Below are 21,345 nucleotides of genomic sequence, written 5' to 3'. Positions count from 1 at the left end.
CTAAAATTATTTTAGCCCTATCTCATGTTTAAACTGCTTAATATATGATCTGGATACTTGTAGTTTCACATCTTTTGTTAACTTTACCTGATATGTGTTATTAAACCATTGTTCTGCTGATTTTATGTGGTTTTTATTAATAATATTTGAACGATGTATACGTATAAAGATATCTTCTGGCATTTTTTTCTCAAAAGCACTAAGCGGTTCATTAATCGTATATTCATTTTTTAAAGTGATGATATGTAACTTTCCTTCTTCAACGTACAATGCAATGATATCAAGCGTATTAATTACATATATTTTATCGTCTATCTGAATTGAAAGAGTTCCCGTGGACTGTTTCGTTCCTTCTGTATGATCTTTTTCTACGCTACTTCGAGCTTTTTCAAGTGCAACTTTTATTCTTTTCATTTCGAAAGGCTTTAATACATAATCGAGTGCATTTAATTCAAATGCTTTCACCGCAAAAGTATCATGTGCTGTTGCAAATACGATCAATGGTGGGGTTTTCATTCTATTAATCTTCTGTGCTAAATCAAGTCCGCTTTCATTGATGAGATTAATATCTAAAAATAATAAGTCATACGTATCTGCAAGTAGGGCTGTCAACGTTTCTTCAACCGAATCCGCTTCTTCTATATCGTGACTGTCATCAATCTTATTGATGAGATACATCAATTCATTGCGTGCTAACGGTTCATCATCGACGACTAATATTTTCATTATAATAACTCCTCTCTTTCATAAGGGATATGCGTGTAAAATTTCGTTCCATGCGCTCCAGTGATAAATTTCAATTTCGCATCACGATTATATAGTCCCACTAAACGCTTATTTAAATTTTCCAGTGCACTACCGGTACCAGATGTAGAGTTTACTTCAATAATTCCTATTTTATCTCTTTTATCCTTTGGAATACCATTTCCATTATCTTCTACAGAAATTTCAATTTCATCGATATCTTTTCTTACGACGACATCGATATTATTACCTGTTTTACGATTATGGAATGCGTGCTTAATCGCATTTTCCACAAGTATCTGAATGATAAATGGCGGTACTTGTGCATTGACACAATCTTCTGCTACATCGAAATGAATATTGAAGCGATTTGGAAATCTCGCCTGCTCTAAAGATAAATAAGCTTCGACTTGTTGAATTTCTTTCTCTATCGTAATGGTATTTTGTCTTGCACCTTGTAAATTAGATCTGAAAAAATTGCTCAAATTCAATAATAATTCACGCGCTTTTTCACTGTCTACCCGTATAAGCGCTGAAATTGTATTCATCGCATTAAAGAAGAAGTGTGGATTAACTTGAGCCTGCAAAGATTTAATTTCAGCATCTTTTAACAGCTTACTTTGCATTTCAATTTCACCTAATTCAATTTGACTAGAGAAGATATCCGCTAAACCTTCTGCCAAACGGCGTTCTACGTATGTAAGCTTCTTACTATCTGTAAAATATAGTTTCAAAGTGCCTACCACTTCCTGATTAACGTATAACGGAATAACAATGGCACCTTCTAACGGACAACCTGGATGCGTACAACCAATTTCTTCTGTTGTATGTGCTTCTTTTATCTCACCTGAGCGTATGACCTCTTTTGAAAGGTCTGTAATAATTTTCTTTTTCGGAACGTGATGATCGCTTGCTGCTCCAACATGCGCTAATATATCCGTTTTATTTGTGATTGAAACGGCAGACACTTTCATCAAATCTTTAATAATTTGAGCCGCTTCAGTTGCACTTGATTCATTTAATCCTAATCTGAAATAAGGTAAAGTTTGATTGGCTAGATTTAATACTTCATGTGTCTGTACAGCTTTCATATGCTGTTCTTGTTGTAATGTTGAAATAATAATAGATAAAAATATTGCAGTACCTAAACTGTTAATGAGTGTCATCGGTAAAATAATAAATGATACTAAATCCAGAGCATTATCAAAATTTGAAGCAAAGCTGATAATACATATCATTTGAATGAGCTCCATAACAATTCCAATAATCATCCCCTGAACAATCGTAGGATATTGATCGTTCTTTCTCGCTCTATGCCCAAAATAACCGGAGACTAAGCCGATAATAATTGAAGATATAACGTAAGTATATGCATCAACACCTCCAATTAAATATCTGGAAATTCCAGATACGATTCCTACAGTAAAACCGACAATCGGACCACCTACAAGTCCTGCTACACTAATTGTTAGTACACGTGTGTTGGCAATTGCAGCATCATCTGAGATTGTCCTGAATATTTGGCTGGATACTACATGATTATCTCGTATCTCAACACCCGTAAAGTTAGAGACAACAGCAAATAGACCAAAGATGATAATCAACTGTATTTGTGAAGATAATTTTTCGCGTTCGCTCATCACCATTTTAAAATGGGATATGTTCATTAATATATAGGCTACAAGTATAATTAATCCCACACGTTCAAGTAATAAAATAAATAATTCTAACATGAGTGTCCTCCTTATTCATCCACATTATAACCATAATCAAAACAAAAAGGATAGGTTTCCCTATCCTTATGATACATCTATTTTTCGACAACCTTTATAATTTCATCTGTAACCACTTTAACCATCGCTTTTATACCTGGGTATTCAAGGTGAATACCATCTGAGGCAAAATATTCAGGATGTCCCTGTGAAACTTTATACCAATCTATAATGTGTATATTTTTATATTTTTTTGAAAATCGATACATCTCTGCATTAACATGTGCTTCATAATCTTTCGGTACACGGGCAGTGACTAAAAATACTTGCGCTTTATCAAACTTTTTAAGGATCGTATTCATCTGGATATCCTCAAAATCACCATTTGTACCTAAATAGAGAACAACAACGGCATCTTTTCTATTAAAATCTGTATATTTATCTGCCACTGGAATTGCCTTATAAATATTACGACCAACTTCACCATCAATTGTCGCATTCGGGAATACTTTTCTAATTTGATAATCAATATCGACAAGTACTGAATCGCCAATAAAAAGTGGTGCGTAAGGATAAACTTGCGTAATTTCAGGCGTTGGTTCTGACGCATCATCTATTTGCAAAGGTGAAATGCGTTTTATAGCTGGTGCAATTGATTTTGTTTGTGTAACTACAATCTTTTCATTATTTTGCGACTCTGCTTTCACAGTTTTAATTAAATATGGTGTTGAAACCAGTAAATATAAACTTAGCAATAATGTTATAAATGCTTTTAATGATTTCACATCTACAAAAGCTTTTAACCCTTTTTTTCTAAATGGCTGTTCAATCAATTGATAACTGAATATCGCCATAATCATTGTAAGAATGATAGAAATCACATGTACATACCATGGTATCTGTCCTTGTATAAAATGAGATTGCATCAACACGATAATAGGGTAGTGCCATAAATATAAACTATATGAATATCGACCAATCCACGTTAACACAGGTAAACTTAAAAATTTCGACATCCATGTATTAGGGTGAACACTAGACATAATAAATAACAAAGTGAATATTCCTAAGATGTATAAGCCACCTTGAAATACTGATGCACTATGCTCTGTAAACAGAAAGAATGATCGTACTAAAAAGATTGCGCCAACTAATCCTATCATTTCGATAACCCAAACGATTACTTTTGGTGGATTTTTCTTCAATTTATAGGCTGGCCATATCAGTGCCAGCATTGCACCTAACAATAATGTCTGAAGGCGAGTATCAGTGCCAAAATATATACGTGAAATGCTCTTTGAAGGGTCATACAACATCCACATTATAGTCATAGAAACCAATGACACAATTAAAAATACAATAAATATATTAGATTTTTTCTTAAAAACTTTAAATAACATCAATAAAATGAAGGGGAATAAGAGATAAAATTGCTCTTCGATAGCTAGAGACCACAAATGTTTCAATGGACGCGGTTCGAGGCTCTGAAAATAATCCAGACCATCAAAAATGTACCACCAATTTGAAACATATAATAACGCTGCATACATATCTTTTTTCATTTGAAACAACAACGCTCGATCAAAGAAAATAATATACTGTATGACGATAAACATCATAAACAAAACTGGAGGTAATAGACGTTTAATACGTTTATACCAGAAATGGGCTAAGTTGATAGATTGATTCGCTTCGTATTCTTTAATTAGCAATGTGGTAATCAAATATCCTGAAATAATAAAAAATGTATCTACACCTAGAAATCCTCCTGGCAACCATTTCGGATTAAGATGAAATATGATAATCGCAATCACTGCAATTGCACGCATGCCGTCTAAACCAGGAAAGTATTGTTTATTCATTGTAAAACTGACCACCTTTTTAACATAAACGTAACATAAATGAAATACTTTATTAATAATACAATTATTTCTATAAATTTACAACCCAAATTATGTTGTAATATGTTTAAATTTGTCATATTTTCAACTTTCACTATAACATATTTTCACTCCAACCAAAAAAACTACAGCCCTAATATTTTAAATAAAAGGACTGTAGCAATGACGTTTAATCATTAATATTACCATTTCTGATAATTTCGCCGTCTTCATCATATTCTATTATCGTACCATCTTTATATACATCAAACGAACCGACAATCTCTCCATTTTCATCGAATATACCAAAGCCATATTTACCATTTTCATAAACTGGCGTTCTATATTCATAACGACCATAATCAAAACCTACACCACTCCATGTTTCAGCTAAACTTTGAACGTTCTCTCTTGTTACAGTAATTTGTTCTGATGCATCTTCTTCATCTGACGTTCTGACGATAATCGTTTCTTTTGCAGGTTCTTGTGTAAGTTCACTCGTATCAAATATTAAATCAATATCCGCTGGATTGTCACTAGATGCTGATGGCGTTTCAATTTCTTTATTTGTGACTAATGTTTGGTTGCCCGCTTCTCCTTCAGCATAAATCTTCAGTTTTTTTCCAGCTAAAAATGGACCAAATACATTGTCACCGTTCACATCAAAATCCATTTCTTCATTATTAACATAGACCATCACTGAATCTTTATCTACAGCTTCTGGAATTTCAACATTTGTTTTGATATAAGCCACATCAAAACTTTCTTGAGCATCATCACTTTCTGACATATTGATCAGCAGTTTACCTTGAACTTCACCATTTATCGCAGTTTTTGTTGCGTCTAATTCATAATTGCCAAGCGGAAAATTTCCTAATCTTTCTCTTGAATTTAATGTCGGTGTATAGTCCTGCTCCTCACCATTCACTTTGATCACAATCTTTTTACCATCTTTTCCGGTTAAATAAATCGGTACTTCCGGAACTTTAAATGAGAAATTTTTAAACATACCAAATTTCTTTTTGTCTGATGCAATTTGTATTGCATCTTTACCACCTACATTGACCATACTGTCAGGCTGTTTATTATCGATCATTTGTTCTGTCGTAGTAACAAGTTTTTCACCAAACTTTTCTGTATCACCACTTGCGGCAATATAATGAGCAAAAGCTTCTGCTTCACTTTCTGACAAATTCTTATCACCGACACTTAAAATAGATGATAATTTATTATAATCTTTATCTATTAATGCCTGTTTTATTTCTTCAGATTGATTAACTGGTGAAAATTTATGTTCAAAGAACTTATACAAACCAAATAGTAATGCAAGTAAAGCAAGTAATCCGATTAGTAAAGGTAATCTTGACTTCCCTTTACTTTTTTTAACTGGTTTTTCTACAGGCTGCTTCTGCTTTCTTTCATAAACTAATTTCTCATCACTAGGCACACGTCTCTCCTGGACAGCATCTTCCGGAAACTTCGTTCCACAATTCGTACATACTTTAACGTGATCTTTTACTTCTGCGCCACAATTTCTACAAATTTTCATTGGATTCCCTCTAATCTTTATAATTTAAATGTATTATCTAACAAATGTCTTAAATTTAATTGTGGACGTTCACGTGCGTCTATTACCTCAATAATTTCTCTGTTCGATTTGGGTTGATGGTAATGTACATAACAGTTAATCATGCCACTTTGATTCTTCTCTTTTTCATTTAACCACTTATTTAATTCCTGCTGATTCATAAAAATGCCTTCAATGCCATTTGATTGTTCAGTGACATATTCAGATTTCGAATCAATTTTTACACACATTGCATAATAATCATAACTTGAAAATATTTCATCATTGCCTTTGTGCCAGGCAGATACGCGTTTTGGATTAATTTCTTCTGTAGTATTAAGAAACTCATAATCTCTTGATGTACTGACATATACTGTGTACGTCTGATTGTTTAACTTGCAAGTTAGAACGTTATATTTCAAATGTATAAATTCAATGTTAGGATGCGACTTTATCAACTTTTCTTTTACAAAATTTATCATTTCAGTTCGTTTAAAAGAACGAGATTTTGTTTTCGTATCTCCGTGGAGATTATTAACATAATGCATCGCTTTTTGTTCGTTAGAAACATTAAAATCAAATTGTTCATTTTTTAACTGCTGATAAACAGAAATAATATCCATCTTGTCGGCACTTGTTAAGAATTCGACTTCATCGATTGATCCATTTGTAAATATTATCGCTCGTGCAATACTTTGTTTGTAATCATCCTCATAAATTTCAGGTAAACTTTGTTGTAACGACTTCAACTTCAAATAGAGTTCTATTGTCCTCATTGACTCACCTCTTAATTGGTAATATATATTATTAATAGCGTTTTTATCCTTAATATAATTATACCACCCATAAATTAAATGTGGAATAACACTCGAATACCGTTAATTTTAGTTATTTTGATAATTTATTGAATTATTTTCAAAATAATTAACACCTTAATTGCAATTAAAAGCTAAAATAATAATTGTAAATTAAAAATAATTAATAAAATTAAAAATAATTAATAAAATTAAAAACCACCGATTCAAAGGAATCGGTGACTTTAATTTAGTAATTATTATTAAAATTTCTTTTAAATTAGAAAGTTTTTGCTAAAATTTCAGCTTTTTCAATTGCTGCATCTTTGATTGATTCTGCTTGTTCTGGTTGTGCGTTATGACCTTCAATGATAATTTCTTCAACGCTTGGAATACCGAAGAAACCTAAAATTGTTTGTAAGTAACGGTTACCCATTTCGAAGTTTGCTGCTGGACCTTCTGAATAGTAACCACCACGTGCTTGAACGATAACCGCTTTCTTATCTGTAAGTAATCCAACTGGACCTTCAGCAGTGTATTTGAATGCTTTTCCAGCTACTGCTACTGCATCAATATAAGCTTTAACAATTGCCGGGAATGACAAGTTCCACATTGGCGTAACGAATACATATTTGTCTGCCGCAGCAAATTCGTCACTTAATTCATTTAAACGTGCAACTTTTTGTTGCTCAGTTTCAGTTAAAGTTTCGAAAGCTTCTCCTGATTGTAATTTACCCCAACCAGCAAATACTTCTTTATCAATTAGCGGGATAAATGTTTCATATAAATCAATATGTTTAACTTCGTGATCTGGATGAGCTGTTTTGTAACTTTCAATAAATGCTTTCCCTGTAGCCATTGAGAATGAAACTGTTTCATCATTAGGATGTCCTGTAATGTATAATACTTTAGTCATGTGTAAAAACTCTTCTTTCGTGTGTTTTTTAGTTTAATTTTTATACTCGATATAATTATTATATTATATTTTGTAAATTAGTCAACTAGAATGTTTATTCATTCAAAATAAAAACCAAGGAAAATATTCCTCGGTTCTTACTACATTATTTTCTCCAGAAAGTATCAACATCTTTTTTATCTTCTATATTATACTTAATCATTGCTTTCAATAAATCATAATCGATTTCCTGGTCCCACTTTACTTTGAAAAGACCTGCAGTTTGAGCGTATCCAGCTTCTGCTATCTTATCTTTAAAATGCGCCATCGTTTGATTTTCCGGTGCTATTGAAATATGCGCTTTTGCTGTACTGACACCCAGTATAAACGTGCCGTGATCTGAATACATCGGTGTATTCCATTTATATTCACGTTGTAATTCCGGAAAATTTGTCTCAATCCATTCAAATAAATCCTGAATCTTACCGAGATGATTGATGTTTGTTAGTTTGTCAAAGAACGGCTCAAATTTATGCATAACTACCTCCATAATCATTTATTTTAATTGTAGCATATCTTCAAATGTCCAGTCTTTATCAGTCAGTACCTGTTTATAAAATGGATCTTTGCCAATTAATTTTATATGATCTCCAATCGCCTCAACTTCATCTAAGTGATGCGTCGTTAAAATAATGAGTTTACTTTGTTTCAGCTGATTAATCAGTCGATGAATGTCATATCTCGATTTCAAATCAATACCAACAGTAGGTTCATCCAAAATAATTATATCTGGATTTCCAAGTAAGCCGATTAACATGTTCACTTTACGTTTCGTCCCTCCAGATAGTGATTGAACTTTCGCCTTATCTTCGCGAATATTTAAAGCATCTTTATAAGTATTTAATAGATTATCATCGATAGGAGAAGAATACAAACCTTTAAAGAACTTTATATTATCACGCACTGATAAATGTTCAAATAAAGCGATGTCCTGAGGTATGTAGCCTAAACCATTCTTTAAAGATTTATGACTTAGGTCCTCACCAAAATAAATAATTTCTCCTGCATCTTGCGTTTCCAGCTTTGCAATCATTCGTAACAATGTTGATTTCCCAGCGCCATTCTCACCTAACAGGATTGTTACAGCCCTATCTTCAAAAGTTGTGTTCAACTGATTAAAAATTTCTTTTTTCCCATATCGCTTAGTTAAGTTTTTAACTTCTATCATATACTTCCTCCTATCGATAACAGCATATAGACGGTCACAATCATCAATGTGAAAGTAGTCGTCATAAATAGACGATGACTTGTTGTATTGACTTTAAAGAGTAATAAACTTAATACGAATTCATAAATAAGTGTGAATAACAAGCATACAAAATAAAACTTTATACTCATCATTTGATTCATGAACAATGCTGCAAAGATAATTGATAACATGATTATGAAAACGTGAACCATGATATACGTTATATGTAAATAATACTTTGTCTTGTCAAACATATACATGCGTTCAAGTGCTGCGTCCTGCTTTAAATGATAATGAAGTATCACTTGTATAGATGATACAAATAAAATAAGCGCGAATATTGTACTTAAAGAAATTGATTCATCTTGTGATTTTGAAACTACAATTTGTTTCATACGACTTTCCGGTGTTTTCTGATAATACATCTTCTTAACTTCTTCAATATTTACTTGCTTCTCTTTATCAATATGATATTTCACGATATAAGGAATCTGAGCTTCAAATAATGTTTTACTTACTATTTCCTGGGCAATAGCCCCAATAAAATCATCACGATAATAAAGTATAATCGTATCTCTTAAAGATTGTTGCTTTAATGCTTCATTAAAACCTTCAGGAATTGATAAACTTAACACCGCTTCTTTAGTTTTCACATGATCTTCTATAAAACTTTCTTCATCACCAATTATTTTAACAGTCATATCATGATTGCTTTTAAGCATGGCAATCAACGCCTCTGATGATTGAGAATGATCTAAGTCCTGCACAGCTATCGGCATTTTAAACACTGCATTCATTTTTTGTTGCACTATAAAACAAGTGAGTAGTATACCAGCAATCAGCAATGACAATAATAAATATGATTTCCATTGTTTTTGCACTACGAGGTATAAGATAGATTTCATCGTCTATACCTCCATATCAGTTGTAACATCAATAGACTTATCAATATAATACATATCCAATAGAACAGAATAGGAGTCTTTATAAAATAGTTATTCAATATCAATTCCAGTACTTTATTAAAAATATGACTAAACGGTTGATGATACAATATACCGCCTAATACATCCTTAAAATATATCGAAGGGATTGTTGCTCCGGAAAATAAAATGATAAGACCCGTTATCATTACTTTAAGAATCAATTGAAACGATTCATTATTAACGAGTTCAATAAGCATCATCACCACAAATATCATTATGAGATATAAGAATAAAATAATTAAAAGCGGTATTAGGTTATAACTTTCAAAAGATACATCTAAGTATTTTAATAAAACATACAATACTACTGCAGAAAATAAAAGTGTATACCATAAACTTATTAACCCGCGTGTCAATGTTAGTTTTTCATATGAAAAGTGAAACATTGATAGACGTTCTTTCAAAGCATGCGCCTGATTCATCTTCAAAATATTAAACAGTGATAAAAACAATACATAAACACTGATAAAATAAACTGAAATAGTATAATACTGATAGTTATCATAAAGTTTAACCGACTGCTCATCAAAGGCACCATTACGATTCAGACCCGTAAAAAGCATATCCGTCATCATCATTAACATCGCATCATCACTTGACTCAGGATATAATGCTTTATACGCTCCAGCGCCACCGATAGAAAGCATCAAACGACTATATACGGAATCCGTTAACTGATAGATGATAATACTCTCAAGCGATGTTTTATCGTATGTGTAAACAGAAATCGGTAATGCGCCTTGCTTGTAAAATGCCTCAGTCATTCCTTGATCGAACACGAAATAACCATCTAGATGATGATGCTTTAATTCATTATTGGCCTTAGTCGCTTCAAACTGCTTTAATTCAATATCGTTACCCATACTCTTTCCATCGCCAATTGCATCTAATATCAACTTCGTTTCTCTAGATTCATCTTCATCTACTAATCCAATCGAAAACTTATCGTCTTCCTGACTTTTCATCACAGATAATCCTATGAGTGTCGCAAACAATACAAAAAACAATACTAATATATAGACCAGTAAATACCACTTTTTCATAAGAAAAGAGTGATAAATGCTGAACAGTTGTAGTTTCACATTTATCACCCCTTATTTTTAATCAATAACCATTAACTTTATTAATTTAAATCTTTAGAAACGTCTTCAAAAATTTTATTAAAGTTCTCACTGATATCATCCTGCAATTGTTGAAGGTCACTATCAGACATTGTGCTTAAGTCTTTAGCACCGTCAGATTTCACTTTCACATCTTGCTTTAATTTTGTCACAGCATCAAGCATCAATTTAACCGGTTCATTTTGAACATTTACAGTAAATTCTGCTTTTTGCTTTTGTTCATTGTTCCCGATATCTGTTACTAAATCATTTGTATAATTTAATTTTAAATCTTGTCCAACTAATTGAGATAAATCGATTGTTCCTTTGTCAGTACGTTTATCACCATCTGTTTTAGAATCATTTACAAATGATATTTCTCTTGCACCATCTTGATTAATGACAATTTTGTAATCATCTTTATAATTTTCATCTTTTTTAGTTGAATCCCCTGTTAACACGAATGCATCTGGAGCATCTTTAGCAGAACCTTTGACCTCTAGTTTTAAATTGTCATCAACTTTTGTTAAAGCATCTAATTTAACTTCTTCTTCATTACTTGTCATCACCAAATTGCGTTTCATAATTTGTTTACCATCAACAAAGATTGTTGAGATTACTTTTGGAAACTCAGATTCTTTTTGATCTTTCACTTCTTTTAGTGCTTTATCTAACTCTTTATCGTAGTCTACACCTTGTGCTTGTTTTGTAAATAAATCTTTTAATTCTTTATCATCTTTTGCTTGTTCTAACATTGCAACGATGATTTTCTTTGTATCTTTTGGTTGTAACGTCATCGTTAATTTCTCTAAATTCTTCTCTTCATCAAAGATTTTCACTTTTTCTTTATCTTTTTTAAATTGATCGTCTTTGACATTATCAGCGAATGTTTTACTGTAACGCTCAATAATTTTATTCATATCTTCCTGAGAAAGTTGTGCGCCGCCTAAAAGGTTATTCAAGTTTAATGAATCATTTGTCATACCTTCAACTGAAGTTGGATCTCCAGTTAATTTTTCAAAAGTATCTTTAATTTTATCATTCGGAATGCTTAAGACATCATTTAACACTGGGGCAGAAAGGTATTGATTTTTGTTATCTGCCTGCCACGCAAACTCACCAAGTTTATTATCAGCAATCGTAGGTGTGATGCTTAAATTTGATAATTTATCTTTACTATTATGTGCTACATCAAATACGATATTTGATGAATCAATTACTGATTTTGAAATACCCATTTGTGATACAAATGCTTCCGGAATATCTGCACCTAACTTCATATTTACTGCATAATTATCATCCTGCATTTTCTCTTGGAATTTTGTTTCATTTTCAAAACGCTCATTGAAATAATCTTGCAACGACTCCATTGATTCTTTTTCACTTAAAAGATACGCATTTTTCGGTGTGTTCGTTAAAAAGTAATACGCCGCTGCTCCCCCGCCACCGACTAATAATACAAGTGCTGCTATGATTCCTAAGATCAACCCTTTTGACTTTTTCATACCATATCCTCCACTTTTGTATTTAATATCTCGCTCAATTTCATCATATCAAAATAGAAATCATTACGGAATACTTTTCACAAAATTAACCATAAATAATATTATTTACGAAAATTAGTTTACTTAGTAATGAAATTATGTAAAAACCACTTTGAATAAACATATTACAGTTAAAGATTAAATTTCATACTACATTCTTTCGTTACCTGCATTACTTAATCGAATTACTTTGAAATGTAATAGATAAGCACCAAGAGCCATCACAAATAAAGATAAAATAGCAATACGACTTGCTAACGGTCCATAATCTTTTAATAGTAGAGTAATCGTTCCATAAACAAAAGGTCCAAAAACTGCAGATAATTTACCACTCATTGAGAATAAACCAAAGAATTGTCCTTCGTGAGCTTCCGGTGAGAGTTCTATGATAAGCGTTCTAGAGATAACCCAGATAGAACCCATTGCAATTCCGAAAAGAATCGCACAAATATAAAATGCCGACTTAGGTAAAGGAATACTTGCAATAATAAGCGCAATCATTAATACTAGCGCGACATAATGCAACGCTTTTAAAGAACCTATTCTTTTAGCAATGTATCCAAATACAAAGGCACCTATTACACTGAAAATCGTTGCTATCATAAATATTTTAATAAATTCACTTGAAGTAAACCCTACTACAGTAGTGGCATACGGTTGCATCATACTTATGGCAGTCGCCAAAGCATCATTTAAGAAGAAATAAACAATTAAGAATACATATATTGCCGGTTCGTTCTTAGCAAGCTTATAAGTTTCTAAGACTTCTTTATAGCCTGATGTTAAGCTTGATTGAGATACATGTTGTTTCATCGTCTTTTTATTGCCATCTTTACCAAAGATAAAAATAGGTATGCTAAATACTAAAAATAAAATAGCGGTTGGAATAAACGTCTTTCCAGCATCTTCAGTACCTACAAAAGCCATTATCGTAAGCACACCAAATAATGTTCCCATATAGCCTAACGCTACTCCAAACCCAGATAATACTGAGTGATCTTCTTTTGGTGCTAAACTACTCATCATTGCATCGTAAAATACAAGACTCGAATTATACATAAATTTCGCAATCGTAAATAAGATAATAATCAGCAAAAATGAAACTGGAATGCCTAACATCTGTTGTTTAATATCCGCTTCATAAATATAGCCCATCAGAAAAGTACAAATAAACACTACTACAGTGAAGATGATAACCCATTGTTTCTTCTTTTGCGTTCTATCAATATATACTCCGTAAATCGGACTTAATACAATGAGAAGCAATGCTGCTACACTTGCTGAATAAGCAATCCAGGTTGATGATACCTGCTCAGTTACAGGATCAACGCCAAACTGTTCTGTTACAAATTGCGGAAAAAACAATGTCACGATATTTGCACTAAAAATTGTATTACTGAAATCATAGAGTGCCCAGCTAAAAATAGGTAACGACAATAATAGTTTAAGATCTTTCTTCATTAGTTGCTCCTTATGATATGTAATACTCATAGTTTAGCGATTGTTTTATGCAAATACCATAAATTTTCTGTTTCATTATTGTAAAGAAAAAGAAGTGAAGCAATATATTAAACCCTTCATTTAACTTTAAAATCCTGTAAATCCATTAATGCATAATGAATTTGATGATACCTCTCTAGTGGCTTTAAATCAATAAGTGAATGGTTAGTACCTCGTTCAAAGTATTTCGCGCAATTTTCAAAAGCAAGTAAATATTGTCCCATCATTTCATTATCTATTACAAACTGAGCGTCATCTTTGATAACACGCTGTAAAGAAAAATTAATTTGTTCTAATAAGTGAATGGCTGGATAATAATGTAGCACCTGTTGTTTATTATTAGAAATTTCACCATATGCATTTGTATAAGTCATTCTGACATTCGCGACATTTAAATAAAGTTTAAACATATCTTGATAACGATCTCGTATTGCATAATGATTCTGTGAAAAAAGATAATGGAAAGTTGCTGCCTCTACGTGAATTAAATCTGCAATGAACTTCGGAAGCTTCTCACTTGCAGTTGTTCTACCAAGAGTTAGCACACCAAGAACTGCAATGATGACCCCTATAACAACATCTATTATCCTTAAATATGCAAAAGAATATGAAATATGCCCAGCTGCGATACCTGACATAAGCAACACTTGTGTTGTAATTGAAATCATTGCGAGTGCATAGTTTGATCCAACAAAAACTTCATTGATACCTCCAGCTATAGCAATAATAATCGCTACAATAAGTAAATCAGGATTTATACTGATAATTATAGCTGCCACTATGATCCCTAAGAGTGTGCCGATAAATCTGGCACCAGCGCGTTGCAGACTTGTGACAGTTGTATTACCGATTAGTATTGAATGTACAGTCAAAGCCACCCAGTACGGGCGATCGATATGAAATAATAATGCTATGAATATGGCTAAACCCATTATCACAGCATATTTTATTGTCATCATGAATACACTTGATTCTGGTGTGATATTTGATAATAATCTACGCATGAAATATGGGCGACTATTCTCACTTTTATAGTTAATCTGTTCGACCGGTGCAAAAAGAATTTCTTCTACTTTATACAAATTGTTTTCCAAATTTCTAAATTCTTCTGAAAGTTTAACTGCTTTATTCCAACTTGGTTTGGTCGTCTTATCGTCTGTTACCATATCAACGATATAATTCATCATTTCTATTAAAATACCTGGGATAGGACGAATATTCTTTAAATGTAAATCTAATATTTCTGAATAAATCCCCTCAGCCAAGTGATGTAATAATAAAGTACGTTCATATTCTCCACCATCTTTACTGAAAGCAGGACGCGCTGCATAAAGCGCATCGTTTGAAGCCATTAAGGAGCGCACTGCTGTCTTATGTGCTTCATTAAAAGCAACGTTATCATAGAATGCTTTTAATAACTTTTGCAGCATAAGATAATCACTAATTACAATTTCACGTTCATAATTTCTATCAAATAACTTACTATGTATTGAAATAACTACAATTGTAATTAGACCACCTATTACAACCAGCACCGCTCGATTTAAAAATAATTCTGGTGCATGTGGCATAATTGACGATAGTCCATATGCCACTAAAAAGAAAGTAGAACTAGGACCTTTAATTTCGAGCGCATTACATACGTAATACGGTATTACTGTAAATCCAAATAATAAAAAACCGAATAAAACCATATTACCAGCCGTAATCGTACCGAGAGCCATTGCAAAAGCTAATGTTAAAGTGGCAATCGTTACTGTTTTTAATTTAGATTGTAAAGTTCCGCCAAATACATAGATATTAGATAATGTTCCAAGTGATATCAACAATCCTAATGGTAAATTATCAATGAAATAACCATATATCATAGGTATTAACATCAATATAAATTGAATGACGCCTTTCGAAACATTAATCTTATCGATATCAACATATATTAATGATTTGTAATAATGATACACTTATGCTCACCTGACTTAGTTTTATTTTTATACGATAACATTTTAACATGGAATATTTTTTTATAATGTTTATAACAATCATTTGAGTTCATATAAAGGTATAAAGATATAGGTATAATATAAACAGATAATAAGATAAAAAAATAAAAGACAAATAAAAAAATAACCACTATAAAGTGATTATTTCTGTTCTTTATACCACTCACTATTTTTATACTTCAGATGATACTTGGCATTTCTCATCATCAGATAAGCTTTACGCTTTACAGAACGATCTTTTGCATAAAATAATGGATTATAATATTGATGTTTGTGAATAAGTTGTTTAATTTCTTTACGTAATGATTTTTGTTTTACGTATTTTAATATAATATCTTTAGGTACTACCGTAAATAAATGTGTTGTATCTAAATATTTCACTGGATGGGATTGATTTAAAATTAAATCTTCTACATAACATCTCGCAATTGAATACCCTGTTTCTTTGACGTAAGAACTTGAACGGCCGGCACGTAAATTAACCTCGAAAAACTTGTATTTACCATCTCGATGATCATATTTTAAATCAAAGTTAGCAAATCCGGTATAATGCATACCTTCCATCATCTTAATCACTTTATCCATCAAATCTTTATCATATCTTGAAATGAGTGCTGTATAATTACCGATAGCTGTCATTGCAGGTTCTTGTAACAATACTTGTGCTAATGTAATCACTTGCGCTTTTCCATTTGAATCACCGTAATAAACGATATCCCACAAGTCCTGATCGCTTCCTTCAATAAATTCCTGAATAATAATATCCTCACGATAGCCATTATTATGAAGTAATTCAATCGTCTCATTAATTCCATCGTAATCATCAAGGACATAAATTTTCTGTTTCCCTTTAAACTTTAAATTAAAGTAAGCTGTGCCATCATCAACTTTAATAATTGCTGGGAATCTAATAGGTTCATTAAATGTTTCGATGGTAGCTAAATTAAAGTGGTATGTCGTAGGAATATCAATACCGTATGAAGCAACCGTCTCATAGAAATGTTTCTTATAATATAATTGGTTAAATAAATCTTGTGTCGGAAAATTAAAGGTAAAATCTTCTCTCAATTTTGCTTCATGTTTAATTAGCATCTTAACATATTCATCTGTCGTTGCGACAAGCAATAGTTTACGATTTTTCTTACGATATTTCTTTGCAATGCGCTCAAATGTTTCGATGAAAACTTTGTCATCATAAATCATTTTATCGATATAGTAATCGCTAATAAGACTAGAGAATTTTGTGAACGATAAATAGTCAGCTGCCACGATAACTGACTTTTTCTTATAATCTTTATGAAAACTTGCTGCTGCAGCATACGCATGTATGTTTGCACCCAAAATTATTGGGATAAAGTTAAATTTAGCCATGTTCATTATCCTTTATATAGTAGTTTTGTTCCAGACTTTCCAAGTTGCTTAATTCATTATATTTTTGTATGGTAATGAATGCAAGTATACATTCACCAAGTATTGTTAAAATACAAATATTTTCTTTAACATATTATAACATTATATTTTTAAAGCACATGACATTATTATTTGTTATCGTTCTAATAACCCTTTTCCCTGATAAATTTTCTCAGCATACTTTTCTATACGATTCCTTTTCGTCTCACTGCGTTTCGCTTTATTAATTTCAATGACGTACGCACGTTGGCGACCAGGTGTTAATTTATAAAACGCTTCTCTTAAACGTTCGTTCTCTTTAAATGCTTCTTCTAATTCGATAGGAATTTCTAATGGTCCATGTTCTTTTTTAGGAGGTTTTATCCCTGTTTTCTCAACTCGAATTGCTTCTTTAATATAAAAACGTATCATATCTGCTTTTTCTTCAATCTCTTCTACTGACGAAAAGCGTAGTTGACGATCAACTTGAACATGTTCCGTTTGTTGAATTAAAAGATTGTATTTATCTTCAAGCATTACTCCTTTATGAAATAATATAGCAACATATGATTTAAAGCCATGTATCAGTAACACATTTTTATCTTTCATTGTATAACAAGGATGCATCCATTTATAATCTTCTTCAAGATCAAATTCTCTTATAATCGATCTTAACAATTGATAAGCAACGTGCCATTGTGAAGTTTTATTAAAAAGTTTTTCAAGTTTTTGTTCTGTTGATAATTCCGTCATACGTTCTCCTCCAATACTTCTTTATTATAAACAATATCTATTTATATAGGGGAATTAAATTTAATGAATTTTCATTATTTAATTGTTCTTTGTTTTAAAAAAGAAGCAGCATCGCTACTCCTTTTCATTAATATCAAAACCATATTTTTGATACACTTTTTTACTTTGATTATTCTGTAAATACTGATAAAGTTCCTCAGTTTCTTTCTTATGTTTAGTGTCTTTTATTTTAGCAATTGGATATGTTATCGGCTCATGTAAATCATCTTGAATTTTGAGTGTATGCTTTATTTTATTTGTTGATTTGAGGTCTGATGTGTATACGATACCTGCTTCAGTATTATTGGTTTCTACATAGGTCAATACTTGACGTACGTCCTTCGTTAATACTAATTTTGATTTGACTTTTTGATATAGTTTTTTGTTTTCTAAGGTTTGTTTACCATATTCGCCTGCAGGTACTAATTCCGGATTGCCAAGTGCAATTTTTTTTATCTTTTCTTGTTGTAAATCATCAAGAGATGTTAGTTTCTCTTCTGTTATAAGCACGAGATGATTTTTCAGTAAAGACTTTGTATCCTCTTTATCTACAGCTTTATTTTTTACTAAATCATCAACTTTATCCTGTGCAGCTGAAAAGAATATGTCAACCGGAGCACCGGACATTATCTGTTGCGCTAATGCACCAGACGCACCATAATTAAATTTAATATCAACATGCTTGTGTTCGGCTTCATAAGATTTTTCGATATCATTTAATGCATTTTTTAAACTTGCTGCCGCTGAGACAGTAAGTATTACTTTTTCCTGTGACCTTCCTTGTTCTTTCTCTTGATTTACACAGCCACTAAGTAATATACAGACAATAAATATTAAAAATGTTTTCTTCATTATTTGCCTCCTAGAATTATTATGTATATTTTACCATATAAAAAAGACATACTACGTCATAACGTAATATGTCTTTTAACTTAAATCCGTCATTTAATTAATTTCTGATTAAATAATCAAACGCACTTAATGCTGCTGTTGCACCAGAACCCATAGAAATAATGATTTGTTTATATGTCTGATCTGTACAGTCCCCTGCCGCAAAAATACCTGGTACATTTGTAGCACCATTTTTATCAACGATAATTTCACCGCGGTTATTTCTAGCAACTAAGTCTCCAACAAATTCAGTGCTCGGTACTAAACCGATTTGAACAAATACGCCTTCCAGATCAAGCGTATGTTCTTCATTTGTATTGCGATCAACGTACGTCAACGCTTTTAACGTAGCATCTCCAGTTAATTCTTTTGTTGCAGCTGATTTAATAATCTCAGCATTATTTAATGATGCTAAACGATCTTGTAGTACTTTATCTGCACGTAATTCTTCACCAAACTCTAGTAATGTAACATGTTTAACAATACCTGCTAAATCAATTGCTGCTTCAACACCTGAGTTACCGCCGCCTACAACTGCAACGCGCTTACCTTCAAATAATGGACCATCACAGTGCGGACAATATGCCACACCTTTTGTTTGATATTCAGCTTCTCCTGGCACGTTCATGTTACGCCATTTTGCACCTGTTCCGATAATTAATGTTTTAGATGTTAGTTTACCGCCATTCTCTAAAGTAACATGTACTAACTCATCAATTTTTTCTAACTTTTCAACACGAACAGCATTCATTACATCGATATCATAACTGTTAATATGTTCTTTTAAGTTTTGCGAGAATTCTGGTCCAGTCGTTTCTTTTACTGTAATAAAGTTTTCAATACCAGCAGTATCATTAACTTGACCACCGATACGTTCAGCCACAATACCTGTACGTAAACCTTTACGTGCTGCATAAATTGCTGCACTACCACTCGCGGGTCCGCCACCGATTACTAATACATCAAATGTTTCTTTTGCATCAAATTCAGAAGCATCTGCTCCACCACCAAGTTTACCGATAATCTCTTCAACAGTCGCTTTACCGCTACTAAATTCTTCACCATCTAAGAACATTGTAGGAACAGCCATAATATCTTTAGATTCTTCTCTAAATGCTGCACCATCAATCATTGTATGTGTAATATTTGGATTTAATACCGCCATCATATTTAAAGCTTGTACAACATCTGGACATTTCGTACAAGTTAAGCTAATGAATGTCTCAAAGTTAAAAGGTCCTTCTAACTTTTTAATTTGATCAATAACAGATTGATCTGCTTTAGGTGCACGACCACTTACTTGTAATAAAGCTAAGACTAGAGAAGTGAATTCGTGTCCAAGTGGTACACCGGCAAATGTAATACGTGCTTCTTCACCAGGACGTGCTAATGTGAAGCTGGGTGTACGTTTCAAAGGTGCTTCTTTTAAAGTGATACGTGAAGACATCTCTTTGATTTGAGTGAGTAAGTCCATCATATCTTTACTTGTTTTATCATCTCCAGCACTCGCTGTAATTACAACGTCGCCCTCCATTAACTCTAAATATTGAGCTAATTGTTGCTTTAATGTATCGTTTAACATTACATTTCCTCCTTTAAAGGATAAATTTCTATATTTTATTACAATAGATACCACAACGCAAAAATTTGCGTTGTGGCAGTCTTTTAATATTTATTTATTGTTGATTAAATTAGATTTTACCAACTAAGTCTAAACCAGGTGTTAAAGTTTCTCCGCTTTCTTTCCATTTTGCAGGACAAACTTCACCATCATGGCTAGCTACATATTGAGCAGCTTTAACTTTGTCTACTAATACTGAAGCATCACGACCAATTCCATCATTGTTGATTTCCATTGTTTGAACAACACCATCTGGATCGATTAAGAATGTCGCACGTTGTGCAAGGCCTGCTTCTTCATCTAACACATCAAAGTTGTTAGCAATAACGTGAGATGGATCACCAATCATTGTATATTGAATTTTGCTGATAGCTTCTGAATGATCATGCCATGCTTTATGTGTAAAGTGCGTATCACATGATACAGAATATACGTTAACTCCTAAACCTTGTAACGTTTCATATTGATCTTGTAAATCTTCTAATTCAGTTGGACAAACGAAAGTGAAATCTGCTGGGTAGAAGCATACGATATTCCAGCTACCTTTCATTGATTCATTTGATACTTCAACAAACGCATCTGATTTTGGATCATAAGCATTCGCAGTAAATGGTAAGATTTCTTTGTTAATTAATGACATGTGTAATTCCTCCTGAGAATTTAAATAAGTTATTTTAGACA

18 protein-coding genes are annotated in these 21,345 nt (G+C 32.3%); all 18 read right to left on the bottom strand.

Annotated elements, in window-relative coordinates; genetic code table 11:
- Positions 1-6 precede the first annotated feature (6 nt).
- Positions 7-726, bottom strand: a complete 720-nt coding sequence (locus tag JJJ02_RS11125) for a LytTR family transcriptional regulator DNA-binding domain-containing protein (RefSeq protein ID WP_240839033.1) — start codon at positions 724-726, stop codon at positions 7-9.
- Positions 726-2,477, bottom strand: a complete 1,752-nt coding sequence (locus JJJ02_RS11120) for a LytS/YhcK type 5TM receptor domain-containing protein (RefSeq protein WP_240839031.1) — start codon at positions 2,475-2,477, stop codon at positions 726-728. Before JJJ02_RS11120 ends, JJJ02_RS11125 begins: the two co-directional genes overlap by 1 nt.
- A gap of 77 nt (positions 2,478-2,554) precedes the next feature.
- Entirely contained in the window at positions 2,555-4,318 is a 1,764-nt protein-coding gene (locus tag JJJ02_RS11115) for an acyltransferase family protein (protein ID WP_240839029.1), read from the bottom strand.
- A gap of 208 nt (positions 4,319-4,526) precedes the next feature.
- A complete protein-coding gene (locus JJJ02_RS11110) occupies positions 4,527-5,885 on the bottom strand; it encodes a TcaA second domain-containing protein (RefSeq protein ID WP_240839027.1) in 1,359 nt (452 codons plus the stop codon).
- A 17-nt stretch (positions 5,886-5,902) separates the two neighbouring features.
- Positions 5,903-6,679: a hypothetical protein gene (locus tag JJJ02_RS11105; RefSeq protein WP_240839025.1), complete on the bottom strand. Its 777-nt coding sequence runs from the start codon at positions 6,677-6,679 to the stop codon at positions 5,903-5,905.
- Positions 6,680-6,977: 298 nt separating this feature from the next.
- On the bottom strand, positions 6,978-7,613 hold the full coding sequence (locus JJJ02_RS11100) for an FMN-dependent NADH-azoreductase (protein ID WP_240839023.1): 636 nt from the start codon (positions 7,611-7,613) through the stop codon (positions 6,978-6,980).
- A gap of 145 nt (positions 7,614-7,758) precedes the next feature.
- Positions 7,759-8,130 carry an iron chaperone gene (locus tag JJJ02_RS11095; RefSeq protein WP_239242111.1) on the bottom strand — a complete coding sequence of 124 codons (372 nt, stop codon included), beginning with the start codon at positions 8,128-8,130 and terminating at the stop codon, positions 7,759-7,761.
- A gap of 18 nt (positions 8,131-8,148) precedes the next feature.
- Positions 8,149-8,820, bottom strand: a complete 672-nt coding sequence (locus tag JJJ02_RS11090; RefSeq protein WP_240839022.1) for an ABC transporter ATP-binding protein — start codon at positions 8,818-8,820, stop codon at positions 8,149-8,151.
- Entirely contained in the window at positions 8,817-9,746 is a 930-nt protein-coding gene (locus JJJ02_RS11085) for an ABC transporter permease (RefSeq protein WP_240839019.1), read from the bottom strand. The genes JJJ02_RS11090 and JJJ02_RS11085 overlap by 4 nt, the downstream gene beginning before the upstream one ends.
- Entirely contained in the window at positions 9,743-10,870 is a 1,128-nt protein-coding gene (locus tag JJJ02_RS11080) for an ABC transporter permease (protein ID WP_240839017.1), read from the bottom strand. Before JJJ02_RS11080 ends, JJJ02_RS11085 begins: the two co-directional genes overlap by 4 nt.
- 80 nt (positions 10,871-10,950) lie before the next feature.
- A complete protein-coding gene (locus JJJ02_RS11075; protein WP_240839015.1) occupies positions 10,951-12,432 on the bottom strand; it encodes a DUF6583 family protein in 1,482 nt (493 codons plus the stop codon).
- Positions 12,433-12,621: 189 nt separating this feature from the next.
- The gene (locus JJJ02_RS11070) at positions 12,622-13,932 is read right to left on the bottom strand and encodes an MFS transporter (protein ID WP_240839013.1); all 1,311 of its coding nucleotides are present in this window, start codon (positions 13,930-13,932) and stop codon (positions 12,622-12,624) included.
- A gap of 116 nt (positions 13,933-14,048) precedes the next feature.
- Positions 14,049-15,932, bottom strand: a complete 1,884-nt coding sequence (locus tag JJJ02_RS13460) for an FUSC family protein (RefSeq protein WP_240839004.1) — start codon at positions 15,930-15,932, stop codon at positions 14,049-14,051.
- 180 nt (positions 15,933-16,112) lie between these two features.
- On the bottom strand, positions 16,113-17,342 hold the full coding sequence (locus tag JJJ02_RS11060; RefSeq protein WP_240839002.1) for a carboxylate--amine ligase: 1,230 nt from the start codon (positions 17,340-17,342) through the stop codon (positions 16,113-16,115).
- A gap of 174 nt (positions 17,343-17,516) precedes the next feature.
- Complete coding sequence (locus JJJ02_RS11055) at positions 17,517-18,113, bottom strand: YdeI/OmpD-associated family protein (protein WP_240839000.1); 597 nt, start codon at positions 18,111-18,113, stop codon at positions 17,517-17,519.
- 114 nt (positions 18,114-18,227) lie between these two features.
- Complete coding sequence (modA, locus tag JJJ02_RS11050; RefSeq protein ID WP_240838998.1) at positions 18,228-19,004, bottom strand: molybdate ABC transporter substrate-binding protein; 777 nt, start codon at positions 19,002-19,004, stop codon at positions 18,228-18,230.
- 97 nt (positions 19,005-19,101) lie between these two features.
- Complete coding sequence (ahpF, locus tag JJJ02_RS11045; RefSeq protein ID WP_240838996.1) at positions 19,102-20,625, bottom strand: alkyl hydroperoxide reductase subunit F; 1,524 nt, start codon at positions 20,623-20,625, stop codon at positions 19,102-19,104.
- Between the two features lie 109 nt (positions 20,626-20,734).
- The gene (gene ahpC, locus JJJ02_RS11040) at positions 20,735-21,304 is read right to left on the bottom strand and encodes an alkyl hydroperoxide reductase subunit C (protein ID WP_239242122.1); all 570 of its coding nucleotides are present in this window, start codon (positions 21,302-21,304) and stop codon (positions 20,735-20,737) included.
- Positions 21,305-21,345 lie beyond the last annotated feature (41 nt).

It is taken from the genome of Macrococcus sp. PK, from assembly GCF_022501545.1.
In the GTDB taxonomy this organism is placed as follows: domain Bacteria; phylum Bacillota; class Bacilli; order Staphylococcales; family Staphylococcaceae; genus Macrococcoides; species Macrococcoides epidermidis.
This window is presented reverse-complemented; position numbering and strand designations above follow the sequence as displayed.